At 53.3% G+C, this 16484-nt stretch carries 8 protein-coding genes; 4 read left to right on the top strand and 4 right to left on the bottom strand.

Annotation, left to right across the window (positions count from 1 at the left end; translation table 11 throughout):
• Positions 1–407 precede the first annotated feature (407 nt).
• The 4 genes from zorA1 to zorD are packed head-to-tail and all read left to right on the top strand — an operon-like array spanning position 408 to position 8251.
• Positions 408–2600 (top strand): type I Zorya anti-phage system protein ZorA1, encoded by a 2193-nt coding sequence (gene zorA1 / locus PspS35_RS19065; RefSeq protein WP_053162990.1) that lies wholly within the window; start codon positions 408–410, stop codon positions 2598–2600.
• Between the two features lie 13 nt (positions 2601–2613).
• Positions 2614–3357, top strand: a complete 744-nt coding sequence (zorB1, locus tag PspS35_RS19060; protein WP_159936335.1) for a type I Zorya anti-phage system protein ZorB1 — start codon at positions 2614–2616, stop codon at positions 3355–3357.
• Positions 3354–5003: a type I Zorya anti-phage system protein ZorC gene (gene zorC / locus PspS35_RS19055; protein WP_159936334.1), complete on the top strand. Its 1650-nt coding sequence runs from the start codon at positions 3354–3356 to the stop codon at positions 5001–5003. The genes zorB1 and zorC overlap by 4 nt, the downstream gene beginning before the upstream one ends.
• A complete protein-coding gene (gene zorD, locus PspS35_RS19050; RefSeq protein WP_159936333.1) occupies positions 5003–8251 on the top strand; it encodes a type I Zorya anti-phage system protein ZorD in 3249 nt (1082 codons plus the stop codon). The genes zorC and zorD overlap by 1 nt, the downstream gene beginning before the upstream one ends.
• Before the next feature lie 39 nt (positions 8252–8290).
• On the opposite strand, the gene rmuC is transcribed toward zorD, so the two are convergent.
• From rmuC to PspS35_RS19030, 4 genes are all read right to left on the bottom strand, one after another.
• Positions 8291–10210 (bottom strand): DNA recombination protein RmuC, encoded by a 1920-nt coding sequence (gene rmuC / locus PspS35_RS19045; protein ID WP_159936332.1) that lies wholly within the window; start codon positions 10208–10210, stop codon positions 8291–8293.
• A gap of 302 nt (positions 10211–10512) precedes the next feature.
• Positions 10513–12756: a DEAD/DEAH box helicase gene (locus tag PspS35_RS19040; RefSeq protein ID WP_159936331.1), complete on the bottom strand. Its 2244-nt coding sequence runs from the start codon at positions 12754–12756 to the stop codon at positions 10513–10515.
• Positions 12731–14026 carry an ATP-binding protein gene (locus tag PspS35_RS19035; protein WP_159936330.1) on the bottom strand — a complete coding sequence of 432 codons (1296 nt, stop codon included), beginning with the start codon at positions 14024–14026 and terminating at the stop codon, positions 12731–12733. Before PspS35_RS19035 ends, PspS35_RS19040 begins: the two co-directional genes overlap by 26 nt.
• Positions 14023–16446 (bottom strand): TerB N-terminal domain-containing protein, encoded by a 2424-nt coding sequence (locus tag PspS35_RS19030; RefSeq protein ID WP_159936329.1) that lies wholly within the window; start codon positions 16444–16446, stop codon positions 14023–14025. Before PspS35_RS19030 ends, PspS35_RS19035 begins: the two co-directional genes overlap by 4 nt.
• Between the last annotated feature and the right edge of the window lie 38 nt (positions 16447–16484).

Genomic DNA, 16484 nt, shown 5'->3' with positions numbered 1-16484 from the left:
GGCTGAGTGCGTAGCCAGAAGTGTTCGAGAGATGTCGAATGGGGTGTGAGTTCGGCGTCGCGTGATTCGCGCCTCGGGCATGGAAACCATCAGATTCGGATTTTCGTTTTCATGTGCTTATAGGCGACACGCTTGGTCGGCTGACGTTCGCATATGGCTTTACCGTACGGAGGAATGAAGCGTATCGTGCTGGCAAAAGGACATGGATAGATATTTGCCTCGCAAGGATGACGTTTCTTCTCTAAGCGCCCATCTCTTCGTTGCATATCCTTAGCATTCTGCTGAAGGATCAGGCATCCAGACATCCCTGAAATAACATCGTTGGAACAAGCGTGCCGGCAAGTCACGCGTTTCTTCCTGCGTGAAGCGCTTGTTAGCGCGTAAAAGATAAATTTGAAGGCTGAAGTGTGGACTTTTCGACATTATTGAAATTGTGGGGCGACGCCAGCACTGCTCAGCTAATAGCTCCGCGTGTAGTCATGGTGGCCGTGGCGGTCTTGTGTCTTTGGTACATCGGAAGATATTTCATCCCATCGTTCGTGTTGAGCAGAAGGCTCAAGTCGCTTACGAGTAGCATTGCTACTATCAAGGCAAAGTCGCCTGATCAGCTTCAAGCAGAGCTGTCGAAAGTATTCAATGCGACAAAACTGAAGCATCTTTGGAAAGAGTATTCAGAGACCCTTCACAATCAGTTCGAATATCACGAAGGCGAGGATCGCCTGGTGCGCTCCCGTGCGACTACTGTCGCGGCGAACTTTTTTACCGGTCAGAGTGTTGTCGATACACCGCTGGCTACTGAATTTTTCAAGCACCTGCCAGGCATCCTGACGGGGGTTGGCATTGTTGGAACCTTCTTCGGCTTGATGCTAGGGTTGCAGCACTTCGATCCAAGCACGCCGGAGCTGGTCAACTCAAGCGTGGACAAGCTCCTGAAGGATGTACTCTTTGCCTTCATCGGTTCATTTCTCTCCATCATGGCGTCGATCATCGTCACTGTCTCGGAAAAGTGGCGATTAGGGCGCTGTTACAAGCACCTTGAATCGCTGAATGAGGCAATCGATAGCCTATTCGACAGCGGAGTTGGCGAGGAATATCTTGCTGCGCTTGTAAGGTCCAGTGCTGAAAACTCGGTCCAGACTCGCCAACTGAAAGACAGCCTCGTCACGGATCTTCGGGAAATGCTGCAAAACCTCGTCGATACACAGGTCCGCGAAAGCCTCAAGTTGGCAGACACATTGTCTACGACCTATCGTGACTCCGGGCAGCTGTTGGCGGATCAGGTCAGCAGTGCCATTGAAAACAGCTTGAAGTCGCCATTGGAAGCGATTGCCGGGGCTGTACAGGCTGCCAGCGGCGATCAATCCGGCCAAGTGCAGAATCTGCTTCAGGATGTTCTGGTGGCATTCATGAACAAGCTGGAAGGCACCTTCGGCCAGCAATTCAACGGCCTGAATGAAATGATGGGCCAGTCTGTCGCTGCCATGCAGTCAATGCAGCAAGGATTCTCCAGCCTCATTCAAGACATGCGCTCGGCCAGCGAAAACTCGAATCAGAGCAGCTCGGCAATGATTGCACAGCTGCTTGCCGACATGCAGACCGGCCAAAGTGCCATGCAGGCTGGCATGAACGAGATGCTGGCAAATCTGCAGTCATCCATTGCCCGCATCGGCACTGAGGGCGAAGACGCTGGCGCGCGCATGGCACAGCAGTTAGAAAAAATGTTCGCCGACAGCGAGGCGCGGCAGCTGGCGATGGCCGAGAGTCTTCAGTCGTTTGTCGAGTCAATCCAAAAAAACATGGGCCAAGGTCAACAAGAAACCATGGCCAAGATTGCAGGCTCTGTAGAAGTGCTCGGCGAGCAGCTTTCTACTGTTTTCAAAAAACTGGAAAGTGGGCGCGAGCAAATGGATCAGTCCACTCGCGTTGCACAGGCAGAACTTCATCACGGCACTCGCGCGCTGGTGGGGGGGCTGGACGAGCAGGTCAAAACGCTGCTGCAGTCTGTCGCGGAACAAAATAAAGCCTCGCGAGACAACGTCAAAGCATTAAGCGCGCAAACCGAACAGCATCTGCAAAGCATGCAACTTGGTGCAGACAAAATGAGAGCCGCAGCTGAGCGCTTTGAAAATGCTGGATTGAGTGTATCGAAGGCCAGTGAATCGACGGCTAGTTTGCTGGGCACTGTTCAGGGGGCTGGTGCCGAGCTTGCTCAGGCCTCACGAGAATTGAACAGCATCGTCGCGGACTATCGCAACAACCGTGAATCGTTGAGCAAAACACTAACCGTTATCGAAGGGGTGGTAGCCAGCGCGCAAGTTGAGGCCAGCGGACGTGCTCAATATCTTCAGGATCTGAAGCAACAATCGGAACGCATGCAGTCGCTCAATCGCGAGGTTCATGAGTACCTGGAAAACATCAGCGGCGTTTTGGGCGATGGTTTCAAAGAGTTTGGCGACGGCATGGACAGGGTACTCCGGCAGACGTTGGGTAGTCTGGATACGGAGCTGGATAAAGCTGTTAAAAGTCTGGCTGGTGGCGTCGATGGAGTGAAGGAAAGCATTGAAGACTTCGGCGACATCATGGAACGAATCAAGCAGTAATGGAGACTGACATATGTTTGGTAAGCAGATGCCTTCGGTGGCTCGCGCTAAGGATGATGCGGAGAAACCGTTCTGGATCTCTTTTGCAGACTTGATGACCGCCATGATGATCCTGTTTCTCGTCGTGATGGTTGCAGCTTTGAGCTCGGTCACCCAGAGGATCAGTCAGTCAGAGCAGGGCGAAAAACAGCGCAGTCGCGACATTAGCCAGCTCTGCGAGCATTTGCAGCTCAAGGCTAAGCATTCTAATGCAACCATCGTCGTCGACTGCAAAGACAATCGGATCAGTTTCGGTGAGGCGGGACGTTTTGGGCATAACCAGTATTCTTTGAGCGACGAGGGTCAAAGTGCCCTTCAGGGCGTAGTGCCACTCATTCTTGATGCTGCCGATAGCGAAGAAGGGCGGAAGTGGTTCAAGCAGGTTGTTATCGAGGGGTTTACTGATACCGTCGGCTCGTATTTATATAACCTGCACCTGTCCTTACAACGGTCCGAGTGGGTGATGTGTAGCCTGCTTGATAGTCGCAGCCCTTTGCAAATCGGCCTTTCAGCTGAAAGACAACAGCAGATCAGATCGATGTTCCTGGCGGGTGGTGTTTCTTTCAACAACGCAAAGGACACCAACGAGGCAAGCCGCCGAGTTGAACTGAGAATGCAGTTCTACGGTTTGAAGGAGAAAGAGGAAAACCTCAAACCAGAAGTTCCAGTATTCACCAGCACAGTGTCCGAGAAATGCCAGTTGGCGATGACGCGATGACCAGTGCATTAGCCAAGCTGTCGTCAGCTATAGCGCTCAGGCTCGATGCCCGTAGAATCGCGATCAGTTCTGAACCGTTGGCTCGCTTTCCTCGAATGGAAGCTGCCAGTGCCGATTTATACGACCGGTTTGAGCGGGCAGAGAAAGCATTGCCACCGCCTCAGGAAAAACGTAGAGCCGCCATCAATAAATTCAGGAATGTCCTGCCTCTGTCGTCCTCCGAATGGCGCATGGTCTTCGCCGGTCTCGCCGATAAAGTCGAGAGTGTTGGCCCCATTCTTGAAGACGAGCAACTTTATGGTCGAGTCCATATCGAGGTCAGTCAGCGGATCGAAAAACGGCGCCTGAGCCGCCGCGATTGGCTGGCGCTTTGTTTCAGCTACTTCGGTTACGAGTCCGATAAGCCCGACACGAATCCGGTCTGGTGCTTGTTGCAAGGCGACATCCGCAATGGTTTCGCTTGTGTAAAGGCGCAACAGACTCGTGAAAAAGAATGGATCCGTATCGTCCAGTATCATAAGCAGCTGTTTTCCGAACAGGCTGGGGAGACGCTTGGCGAGCAGATGTTCAACGGCGAGATCAGTGATCTCTCGGTGCTGCAAACAATCGCGCAGATACCTGACAGCAGTTGGTTATGGCACCGGATATTTAACGTATTGCTGTCTCGAATCTTTAATTTGGAAGACGACGAGTTCTCGAAAAGATTCCCCGACTTCATTGAGATCGGGCGTCAGCATCCGACATACATGAATGCGCTCCTCAGCGCCTGCCTGACGCGTTATCACGCAGCGTCGTATCGGGAAAAACCGTCGTCCCTTCTCAAACAGAGTGCTTTGGATAACTGGGGCAGCCCACAAATTCGCTCCAGGCAAAATAGCTGGCTTCAGTACGTGGAGAAAGACGTTTGTGCGATGGTGGTCGCGTGGTTTGCTAAAGAAGACCTTGAGCACTTCTTCAATCTCCTCAAAGGCGATAGGGATGTAGATCAGGCACGCCTGTTCTATTGGCTACGTTTCGCGAATCAGATGAGCTATACGCGGATTGTGTTGGGTGCAGACGCCAAAACGGATGCCGGGTCTGACTTTGTTGATTTTCGGCGAAAAAACAATGGCCGTTTGAGCTACCTAGCGGGCAGTAAATCAAGCAACAACGCAGTCATTATGCAAATTGCAAATTATCTGTTCGTCGAGTTTTCGGAGAAAGGCAACGCTTGTTACGTCTACAAAGCCGACAGCGCACCGTTCAACCCGGACCAGATTTATCTGGATCTTAACTCGGAGTTGAAACAGAAAAATAAATCAGCCGTAAAACCCATGGGACATATGGCTGTGCCATCAAGGCCAAACCATGTTAGCGGATGGCTGGCTAAATTTGACGAGACTCTTGCAGAACTCGGTATCCGGGCTGATGGGCACATTGATAGTCGAGGTGATCACCCATTCAGGTCGCCACCCAAAACTATTGCTTTCGAAGCGCAGTTGGCGGAAGCGTTGAAGGGGATTTCTCATAGGGTGTATGACTCCCGCGCCAAAGGCGGAGCCTTACAAGTGCAACTTGAAAGTCATGAGCCAGCGGCCATGGCTTCTCTGCAGCGCCTCGGCTTCAAGCCCGTCAACAATCAGCCACTGAAATTCTGGAGGCAGTAATGCTCAAGCGTTTTCTATCTGGAAAAGGCCTGCTGCCGAAGTCCGGTGAGTTCAATAATTTGCCACTATACTCGATAGAGGAGCAGGGATTGTGCTTCCCGCTGAGCCTTGCCGACAGTACTGAGTTTTGGTCACTTGTAGGTTACCTCGATCAGCTCGAAGAGGAAGAGTTCGTATCCCAACTCAGTGATCGCTGGCTACTGCCGTGGGACGAGCTTTATCGACTTTTGAATGAGGAAGGGCACGCCAGCAGCGTACCGTTACTCGGATTGCCAAAGCAGTCGAATTTGACGCCGCAGCTCACTAGCCAAGGCAGTCTTGCTTCGAACGATTTCAAGGTATCGATAGGTGCTTGGCGCGATAGCGAATCCGCGGCGACAGTGCAAACCAAACGTACGGGCGCTGTCCTAACGCATGGCGATAAAATCGAGCTGCTGCCTGAGGCAACTTACCAATTGGTGAGTGCTGTTCGGCAACTCCATTTATCGCAACAAGAAAGCCCTGGCGAACTTACCAACCAGATCGGCTGGGCCAGCGTCCGCAAGCTGGCCCGCAAGGCTGGCGCAGGCATGGACGGTTTTCTCGACAAAACCGTTGTGGTCAGGCCCGAGAACCTTCGTCTCCATCCACGTAAATCGAGCGTAGGCAATACGCCTGTCATCGAGCTGGAACCTACATTCGACGGGCAGCCTGAAAATTGGTTGGAAAATTTCGATGCCCACAAACAAGTGCAGGATCGTTACCGGGTCATCGGGGCTGACGGATTTCTGACCCATGTGCTGATCGAGCCGGAAGTAAAATCGGTACTAGATTATGTGCGTTCACTGCACGGACGCCGGGTGGCGGGCGACGATGCGCTTTCATTCATTCGCAATCCCTATAGCGCTTTGGGTGATAGTGCCAGTCAGGTGTTGGACGCTGACACCTACGAGAGCGACTTGGCGGACGCTGGTATCTTCTTTCACCGTTTTCATCTTGAGCCCGAGCTAAACGATACAGGTCTACGCATTCAGCGCATTAACCTGACCCTTGAGCCCATTTCACCAACACCGCAAGCATCGATAGAACTGCCGTTCAACGAAGCCCATGAGTTTGCTCCCTTCGTGCATGAACTTCAGTTGAAGCTGGCTGCAGGGATGCCGGCGGGCTTCTGGCAGGGTTACGAGCTTGAATTAAGCGACTTCGATTTGCGTCAATTGGCAGGCATCAGTGAGTTGCTTAGACGCTGGCAGAACGAAGCGGCTGGCGCGGAGTTCGACGCAGTGTTGGATTTGTCGCTGTATGGCGATCGTGTCACTGGCATCGGCGAAGCAGAGCGCATCACGTCACCTTTCCTGGTCAAGGAGGCGACAGAAAACTGGTTGCCTAAAGACCTCGCGGATTTGGGCTCCGACGCCGAAATCCTCGGGCGCTGGGATCCGTCGGATCGGGCTCAGTTTGATGAGTTCGAGCAACGGCTGGGCGAGGCTCGCGCGGCAGGTGATGATACGGTACTGATGCCACTCTCCGACACGCCGCTTTCCATCGCGGCGGCAGAGCAGCTGTTTGATGCCTGGTCCAAAAAGATATCCACACCCGAGACCAAGATTTCGAGTTTTGAAGAAAAAGTAGGTCGAGCGGTACTTCAAATTGGTCATAACATCGACGAGCCAACGTACGTTCAAGTACGTCAGGAAGCCCTACGAGCAGCCCTCGATGCCCAGCCTGAGCTGCCGAGCCTGCTAAGACCCGAAGTCATCTTGAGAGAACATCAGTTACAGGGCATTGCATGGCTTCAACATCTCTTCCGGCTTTCGCCGACAGACGTCTCAGGTTGCTTGCTCGCCGATGACATGGGGCTGGGCAAAACCATTCAACTGCTGACGTTTCTGGTTTGGTACCTGGAGCAATATCCTCAAGACAAGCCGACCTTGATCGTTGCGCCGGTTTCATTGCTCGATAACTGGGAGCGAGAGCTGCACCGGTTCTTCTTTGCTGACGCACTCCCAGTCCTGAAGCTTTACGGCTCGGCTTTGAGCGCGGTGAAGTTCAAGAAAGATGAGATTCCTGCCGACTTGAAGGCTAAGGGTATCAAGAACCTACTTCGTCCGGGCTGGGTTGGCGGTGCACGCATCGTACTGACCACCTACGAAACGCTTCGTGACCAAGAGTTCTCCCTCGCTCGCCAGCAATGGTCGATCGTCGTGTGCGACGAAGCTCAGAAACTGAAGAACCCTGCCGCTCTGGTGACTCAGGCAATTAAGGCTGTTCCGGCTCGATTCCGGGTCGCTTGCACCGGGACGCCAGTGGAAAACTCCCTGATTGATCTTTGGTGCCTGTTCGACTTCATCCAGCCAGGCTTCCTTGGCGGGTTGAACCAGTTTGGTCGCGAGTACCAGCGACCCATCGAAGCTGCACTTGAGCGAGACACCGTTGCCCTGGAACGCTTGCGTGGGCTGATTGAGCCGCAAACCCTGCGCCGCACAAAACAGGATATCGCCAAAGACCTGCCCGCGAAAATCGAAGACAAGGGTTGCCGTTCATTGTCGATGCACGCCCTACAGCGAAATCTTTACCTCTCGGAAATTTCGGCCTATAGCCAGAAGCAACAGATCGAAGAACAGCTTGATCAGAAAACCTCCGGCATGCTCGGCCTGCTGCATAAGCTCAAACTCATCTGTGCTCACCCCTATAGTGTTCAGCCGGACAAACGCCTGCGTGACAACTCGCCGAAGCTGCGCTGGCTGCTCGATACCCTTGAGTCCATCAAAAAGGCAGGGAAGGGTGACAAAGTCATTCTATTTACCGAACTGCGTGATATCCAGCGTGAACTCCAACACGCCATTCAGGAGTATTTCGGATTCCGCGCAACCGTGATCAACGGCGACACCAGCACCAGCAGCCAGAGCGCGAACAGCCGACAAAAACTGATCGACCAGTTCCAGGATCAGCCGGGCTTCTCTGTGATCATCCTCTCGACTATTGCAGTTGGCTTTGGCGTCAACGTTCAGGCTGCCAACCACGTCATCCACTTCACCCGATGCTGGAACCCGGCCAAGGAAGATCAAGCCACTGATCGTGCGTATCGTATTGGACAGGAGAAGGATGTTTACGTGTATTACCCAACAGTGCGGGATGCGGCGATGCCAACGTTTGAAGCGACGCTGGATGAGTTGTTGAGCAAGAGACGGGCGTTGGCGAGGGATATGTTGAGCGGCTCGGGGGAAATTCAAGCCAGTGATTTCGAACGAGTGCTCGGGGTCTGTTGAGGCAAAATGAGCGGCAAGGGTTACCGCTCACTGTTTAGGTTAGGTGTTGGCCGCACTTTCCACCGGAAGTGTTGCCAACTCGCTTTCCATCTCTTCATCGTCTCCCACAGCTGATGCTGGTAGACGCTTGGAGACCGTGACGCCCAAAGCGACGAACTTGTCCACGGTCTTGGTCAGGCTTCCGTGATCCCCTTTCAGCGTATTGACGCTGTCTGAGTAGCTTTTCTGCACCGTAGCGATCTGATTACCGAGCTTGTCCATTTTATCCACGAAGATTCGCAACTTGTCGTAGACCTTGCTCGCCATTGTTGCGAGTTGCAGCGTGCTGCTGTTTTGACGTTGGATGCTCCACAGATTCGATACGACCCTCAGAACTGGCAGCAGTGTGGTGGCGGTAATTATCGCAATACGTTTTTCATATGCAGCCTGGAATACCCCCGGACTGTGCTCAGCCGCGACCAAATACGCGGGCTCAACCGGCATGAATAAAAACACAAAGTCAGGAGAGTTGATGCCGTTAAGGTCGGTGTATTTCTTATCGGACAATCCGTTGATGTGGTTCTTCAACGCCAGAACGTGTGCGGACAGGGCTTTGGTGCGATCTTCGTCGGTTTCGGCGGAAACGTACTCCGTGTAGGCCACAAGCGACATCTTGCTGTCAATGATGATGTGTTTACCTTCGGGTAAATTGACAACGAAGTCTGGTCGATTGTTTCCTGCATCGTCGTCCTTGAAGTTCGCCTCGCGGTGGTACTCGAACCCTTTACGCAGCCCTGCCTGCTCGAGCAGCATCTCTACCTTTTGCTCGCCCCAGGTGCCTTGAAGTTTTTTGTCACCTTTAAGCGCTTTGGTAAGATTTGATGCCTCGGTTGTGATCTGGACGTTCAATTCCATCAGCTTGACCAGCTCGCTTTTCATCGAGCTTTGGCCTTGCACGGTATCGGAGTGAACCTGATCCACTCGCTGACGGAATGATTCGAGCTGGTCCTTGAACGGTTTTAGCAGAGTGTCCAGCCCTTGGCGGCTTTGCTCAGAGAAGCTCTGCTGTTTGCTGTCGAAAATCTGATTTGCAAGGTTCTGAAACTCCTGCTTGAGTTGAACCTTGTTATCTTCCAACAGCTGCAGTTTCTCTGTAGCTGAGTGCTGGTCGCGCTGGTGGCGCATATTTATTTCGGCAAGACTCTGCTTCGCAAGGCTGAGTTCATCTCGCGTATCGCCTAGTTCTTTGTCTCGTTGGGCCAATGTGTTGCGCAGCGTGTCCAATTGGTCCTTTTGTTCTGCTGCCTGCCCCAATTGTTCGCGCTGCTTTTTGAATTCTTCCTGGGTATTGTCGAGACGACTTTGGAGGTCCTTATTGGCGGTTTTTACCTCCAGGAGCTGATGCGCTTGTTCCGCGCTTTGACCTAGATGCTCACCTTGTTTTTGCAGTTGTAGTTGAGCTGCTTCAAAACGCGCTTGCTGCTGCTTCAGCGCCTGCTTCAACTCATCCAACTGCCGAGTCTGCTCCTGGCCTTGCCCAAGCTCTTGTTTTAATTCGCCGAGCTGTAGCCGGAGTTGGTTCGTTTCCACGCTGTGTTTTTCAGTGAGGGCGGCGGCCTCTGCAAGTTGCTGCACTTTATCGAGCGTGCGTTGCTTCTCGGCCTCCAGCGAAGTCTTGAACTCGCTGAGCTGAATGCTGAGCTGCTTCTCGATCTCTCGATGGTTCGCCAATGCTTCACTGGCCAGTTTCAGCTCATTTTGATGTTCCGATTGCTCATGGAGCATTTGCTGCTCACGTTGCCGAGAAAGCGCAACATCGTTCAGCAATTGCTGGTGTTCAGCTTGATGACTGGATTGTATTTCGGAGAATTGTTGAGCCAGCTTGCCTGCCGCGATACGGCTATTGATCCAGAAACCGATCCCCAGAAACAGCAAGCTGAAGAGTCCGATCAGGGCCGGAATGAAATATTGTTGTGCCATCGGTACGTCCTTTTATCGCTGGGGTAGATTGCAAAATGATGGCACGGAGCTGGTCGACTGAGAACTGTTAAATATCGACCTGGTTTTAATCGAAGGTCAGCTTCTCGGAGATTTCGATGTTTAAGTGTTAGCCGGTGGGCCACGATACTCGATTAAAAACAAATCATTCCGTGCCGGCCGGTAAATAGGCCCAGATTAAGCAAAGCGGAGCCGGCGGTGATCACTCATCATCAGCCCAGCGGGGAAGCATCGCAGTGTTTTCTGCGTCTAGCATCGGATCAATGCGGCGCAGTTTCTTCCGCTTATTTTTCCAGAGAATGGCTCTGTGCAAAAAGAATTGCGGTCGAGATATCGAGCGATATGGAAGCAAACGACTTCATCAGCAAGGATTGCGGCAGTGCCCAATCCCACTTTTCGCGCAGCATGTTTTCCACCTCCGAAAGTATCGAGTCCAAATCAGCAGCATCCAGGCTTCCGACTTCCTTCAGTGCCATTTGGGTTCGACCGATGTCGGCGTCAACCTCAATGGTAAGGCCTGTGTTATCACAAGAAAGGCCGATATGATTGAGTAACAACCGCAGTGCATCGTTGGCATGATCACCTAGCCAGCTCATCAGATAACACTTACCGCCCGACTCAACTATGTAGCGCTTACCAAGGCCCAGCGAAACAAATGTCTTTCGAGCCTCGTCGAGAAGCTCTTGAGCCCCTTGATCAATAAAGGGGCAGGGGATTGTGTCTGCCAAGACGGCTCGCATTTCTTGGCGTACGTTGTCATGCACCATCGCACCCAGACCATCGAACTGAGGAGGGGCACCACCGCGTGCTGCTGAAACGATGATGACTTTGGCCTGGAGATCAACATCACGAACCTGCCACCTCCGGCCTCCGAAAATAATGCGCTGATCCTTGGTCAGTGGACGGCTTACCGGCACAGATCCCAGTGCCTTACCATCGCATATAAGGCGAAATTCTTCGTCGCTGGTGAATGCGCTGTAGAACTCATAGTGGTTGATCAATCGCTCTCCAACCGTCCCAGGAAGAAGCAACCCTGAGCTGTCCTGAACAATGAGCTCGTGCTCGCCGAGCGCCTTGAGCAACTTCACAAAGTCTGGTTTCTCAACTTTTGGAAATGCTCCCTCAGCAATCAAACTTTTCCAGAGATCTGCAGCAGATGCACCGCCGCACTGGGCAATCACTGAAAGACATTGTTGAACGAGGGTGGACGCGTGAATGCCTTGAGCCCTGGGAGGTTCAAACCACCCCTCGGCCAGCAGTCGAACCATGGCAATGGTTTGAACCAAGCCTTGGCGCAGTTGATCCGAGAGGCTCGATCCATCTTTGAGTGGCGACTCCTTGCAGTAAACGCGCAGCGTTGCTTTTTCTCCTGGGCGCCTTCCCGATCGCCCTAGACGTTGTCGCAGACTCGCCACCGATGGTGGGGCACCAATCTGCACGACTGTTTTGATGCTGCCGATGTCTATGCCGAGCTCAAGCGTCGTGGTGCAAATCGCGGATGCTGCATGAGTCCCTGCCTTGAGAGCATGTTCTGCTTGCTCACGTAAGTCCTTCGAAAGGCTACCGTGATGAGGCCAGAATTCGTTAGGCGCGCCGTCTTTCTCGCAGCGCCGTCGCAGTTGATCTGCGTACCATTCAACCTGAGACCGGCTGTTTGGGAAAATCAGGTTGTTACTGCCGCGTAACACCTTGTAAAGATGATCAGCGATCGCGAAGTCTGGGCTTGCCTCGTTCTCTGTCTCGTCTTCATTTTCCGCCTGGTCAGAGAGCTTTGCGGGCTTCTTCTTGAGCTCGCTCATGGGTGGCTGAATGTAACCACGAACTTGCACCTGGAGAGTCTGGTTGGAGCTTTTTGATTCAATGACGGTAACGCCATCGGCATTTCCCGGACGCAAAAACTCCGACGCCATCTTCATATCGCCGAGGGTGGCTGAGAGCCCGACTCTAGGGAGACGGTGGCCGGCAACAAGTTCTACCCGATGCATTAGCGACTGAAGTTGCTTGCCTCGTTCGCTACCGATGAACGCATGCAGCTCATCCACGACGATATAACGCAGGTGCTGGAACACCCCGCCAAGACTTGAACCGCGGTTGACGAACAGGGCTTCAAGGGATTCAGGAGTGATCAGTAGCACCCCCTCAGGGGACTTCAAAAAGCGATGTTTTTTGCTTGAGGAAATGTCCCCGTGCCAAGCCACTACGGGAATCTCAAGATGCTCACAAAGGCGGCTTAACCTGTCCCACTGGTCGTTGATCAGGGCCTTGAGCGGGCTGATATACAGCACCGAACCGGGTGGATCATCACGATTCAGCAAATTGGTGAGTATGGGAAGAAAAGCAGCCTCGGTTTTGCCTGCCGCTGTCGCTGCGGCGATGATGACATCCTGATCGGCATCCACCAGAACAGGTACCGCCCATTCCTGGGCGTCGCGCAAGGAAGTCCAGCCTTCCGCCCAAACCCATCGCTGGATTCGGGACTCAAGTTGATCGAAACCCGATGACTCAGAGTGTGAAGGTGGCAAGTTCATCGTCCGCATCGACTTTGGTATCGTCTTCGCCGCCTGAGTCCCTGGCGACCTCGACAGCTCCAAGCAGCGTCCGCCAATCGGCGCCCGGGTTTTGCTCCAAGATGGCTAGCAGGTTGATGAACGCTGTGATCGTGGTGCGCGGCGTACGGAAGTAGGATTCCCCCAAGCGCTGATTACAATGCGCCATAAACAGTGGGAGCGCCTCGTCAGGCAGTAAGTACTTTTCAGCATCTCCGCCAGCGTATACGTGACGAAGTTTCTGAAGCAGTACGTAGAAGTCTTCCGGGGTCAGGCTGGTCAGGCGAATGACCGGCCCCGACAGATCCACCAATCCTGATTTCGCAAACGAGTTCTCGGCCAATCGAGATTGCAGGGCAGGGTAGCTGAATAGCCCCCGACGAGTGTCCATCAAAAACTCAGGCGTGCCACCTAAAACGAAACCAAGCCCTTCGGACGATCCCTGCAGAGAGTCGTTGAGGATACGGAGGATCTGTTCGTAATTGGCATTACGAGCTTGGGTATTGGCCAGTTTGTAGAGGTTGACCAGTTCGTCGAGGCAGATCATCAGACCGCCAAAACCTGCAAGTCTGACGAATCTCGACAGGAGCTTGAGCTGATCGTAGACGGAGGCATCATCAATGATGGTTCGTACGCCCAAGGCTGCTCGGGCATCAGTCTTAGTGGTGAACTCTCCACGCAACCAACGGATGGCGTCGGCCTTGAGCTGCTCGTTGCCTTCTTCGAAACCTCGGCAATAGGCGGCAATCACCTCCGCAAAGTCATACCCGTTGACCATCTCGGTCAGCTCGGCCAAGTGAGCACGAATAACAGTCTCGCTGTCCGTACCCGCCGCCTTGGCTTCGGTTTTGGCCTGGGAGATGAATTTCTCAACAATGCCTTGCATAGCCCCACCGTCGGGCTTCGTACGCGTCGACATGTTTTTAGCCAACTCGGAGTAAAGCGAACGTGCTTGTCCACCCGTGGCATGTAATCTGCGATCTGGGTTCAAGTCGGCATGCATGGTGACAAGCTTGCGCTCCATGGCAATGGCTCGTACCAGGTTCAGAAAGAACGTCTTGCCCGCACCGTACTCGCCAATGACGACTCGAAATGCCGATCCACTTTCAACCAGGCGATTGACGTCCTTGATCAGTGCATCTAGTTCACCTACCCGGCCAACCTGAATCAGGTGTTGGCCCACGCGAGGAACGACGCCTGCGCGTAGCGACTGGATGACCGCATCGCGATCCTTGGCTCTGATAGTGCTCATAGGGATAACTCTTCCAGAATGTCTGTATTGATCTCGACAGGGTCATCACCCTCAGTGACGGGCATGTCGAAACGTTCAAAAGCCATGTCGTTAATTTGTTCCAGGGCACCATCGAGCATCAGTTCCATGTCGCTGGCGGCAGCTTCAAGTTCGGAGCGGCTCCACTCAGTGCGTGAGATCAGCAACCGAAGGAATGCAGAGTGTTCTAAATCGAGACCATCAATGTCTGCACTCGATTCTTGTACTGATTCTGCCACATCGACCAACTGTTCCGATTCGTCAACCTGGTCATCAGTGAAGACTTTGGCAAGGAGGGCGGAGACCTCTGCGGTTTCTCGTTGCAGTTCTGCAATGCGCTCGTGATCAAGCACGAACCCTTGATTCGCAGTGGCGGTGATCGGGGTACCAGGCTCGGAACGAGGAATGCCGGCTTTTGGTTTTACGGAGGCAATACTTGCTCCAGATGCAGCACCGTGGAGATCGCTGTACAGCAACTGACTGTCTAGCTGCAGGGCCTTGTAAACGCGCTCAAGAAGTTTCACTTCCAATGGGCTGACGATGCCATCAGCTTGCGCCAGATGGGCCAGGAAGCTGGCAATCGTGCGTTTGGCTTCGACCGTTAGTGGGTCGAGTTTTTTCTTCAGGCTGGCCAGCGTTGGTGGTTGCTGAATCTGGATTCGCAGGTGTGCTTTAAGGCGTTTGCGATGGGCGACACTCAGGTGATTCCAGGAGTCGATGTGTTGAGCAAGCAGCGTAACCTCCTCAGTGGAGGTATCACCATCGGCAGAAGCCACAGCACTAGCAAGGTCGAGCGTCACCGAAGCAGCATTGTAAGCTGCAGAAGCTCGCAGTGACCCGTCTTCTGGTTGAGTCACGAACAGCGCGATTTGATCCTCTGCCTTCGGTGTCTTACTGCCAGCCAGTACGTCGGGTTCAATACCGATGTGAAGCGATTCCAGTGCGCGGGCAAGTGCAAGTACTTTGTCGCGGGACAGGGCGCCGGCGCTCTTGAACCGGCCTGCGAGTTCGCCAAAGCTCATGACAATCAGGTCGTCGCCAATTCTGAGTTGAAGCTCGTCCAATTCTGTACGGGCTGCCGTCGGCCAGAGAGCGACGGGAAGCTGCAGAAGACCTTCGAGAGCTTCTGCGCTATCAGGGTTGCGGCCCAAATATCGGCTGTAGGGTTCAAGCTCGGTAGTGCATAGCTCAACCAGCAACTGCAGGCTTTTTCGTGTGCCTGACGTGGCCAGGACATCAGGAAGGTCACCCAAGCTAAGCGTGGGCGCCATTAAGACCGCGGAGGCCGGCCGATAGCTGGTTTTAAGCTTGGTCTTGTTCTGCGCCAGGCTAAGACCCTTAGGATGGGCGCTTGTGTACTTAAGCTTGAACAGTCTCGAAAAGACATCCTTACAGCGGGTCACGGGCGTGCGTTTGCTGATGTTGGGGTCAGCTAGCGCCCAGGCTAATGCCCAATCGGCATCAAGGGGGCGCTTGTTGGAGGCGAATTGCCCCAGACCTACGCGCAGTGGCAGTGGCATCTCGTAGCTATAAGCGACAACGTTGGGAGGTGGGCCAAGGTAAAGGTCTGGATCGATCTTGGTGTTGCTCAGGTAATCCAGAAAACCTTCCGCATATCCCCTGAACGACCTATTTTCCCCATAGATACTCAATAGTCGCTGGACTTCTTCGACGATCAAAGGAAGCTCAGCCTTGACGCCCGGGTCACTCACTGCGTCAACGAGTACTCGACGCTCTAGACCATAGAAATACAAAAAGACGTAGCCGGTGTCTGCCAGTGGGTAACGACGACCACCCTCCAGCCATTGAAGGTATCCACGGCGAGCCTCTGACGTGATGGAGTGAAAACTGGGCCAATAGGACATCAGCCGTTCTTCTAGATCGACGTGTGTCTTTGCGATACGGAGCTTGGGGTTTATCAGTGAGGGTTCTTCGGCATCGTGCCGGCCACCTAGCACGCTGCCCATATAGAACATGCCACCGGGAATTGAAAAACCGGAAACGGTGACAGATTCACCTGCTGGCACCCAGAGAACATCAGGTTTTTGCGTGCTCGCATTTGGAATTTTGAAGGACTTTGAAGATGCTGAGCCGAGTTGGACAGTGTAAAAATCAGAGGTTTCCTCTGTGCCCATATGGCTCCCTGAAACCTCACGCATAGAGAAAGTGAGGCCTGACCGTTGATGCTCTCGCAGACGTTCCGTCTCCGAAACGGCCACTGAAAATTTCTCGGCCTGTCGCCTTGAGCGACGAACCAGCAGCCAAAAAACCGCGGCAATGCAAGCAATAACACCAATGGCGATCCAAGCATTTTTCGGGATCGATGCGACTGCGCCGAAGGCCAGAGCGAAAATGATCAGGATGCCGTTACTTGTAGAATTTTTTGCCTTCTTCCTTGCCATGAGTCGTTTCAACCTTGAAAGATGGGTGCTGGCGCAAT

This window comes from Pseudomonas sp. S35 (genome assembly GCF_009866765.1).
Taxonomy (GTDB): domain Bacteria; phylum Pseudomonadota; class Gammaproteobacteria; order Pseudomonadales; family Pseudomonadaceae; genus Aquipseudomonas.
The sequence above is the reverse complement of the archived record's forward strand: the minus strand, read 5'-3'. Positions and strand labels throughout refer to the sequence as shown.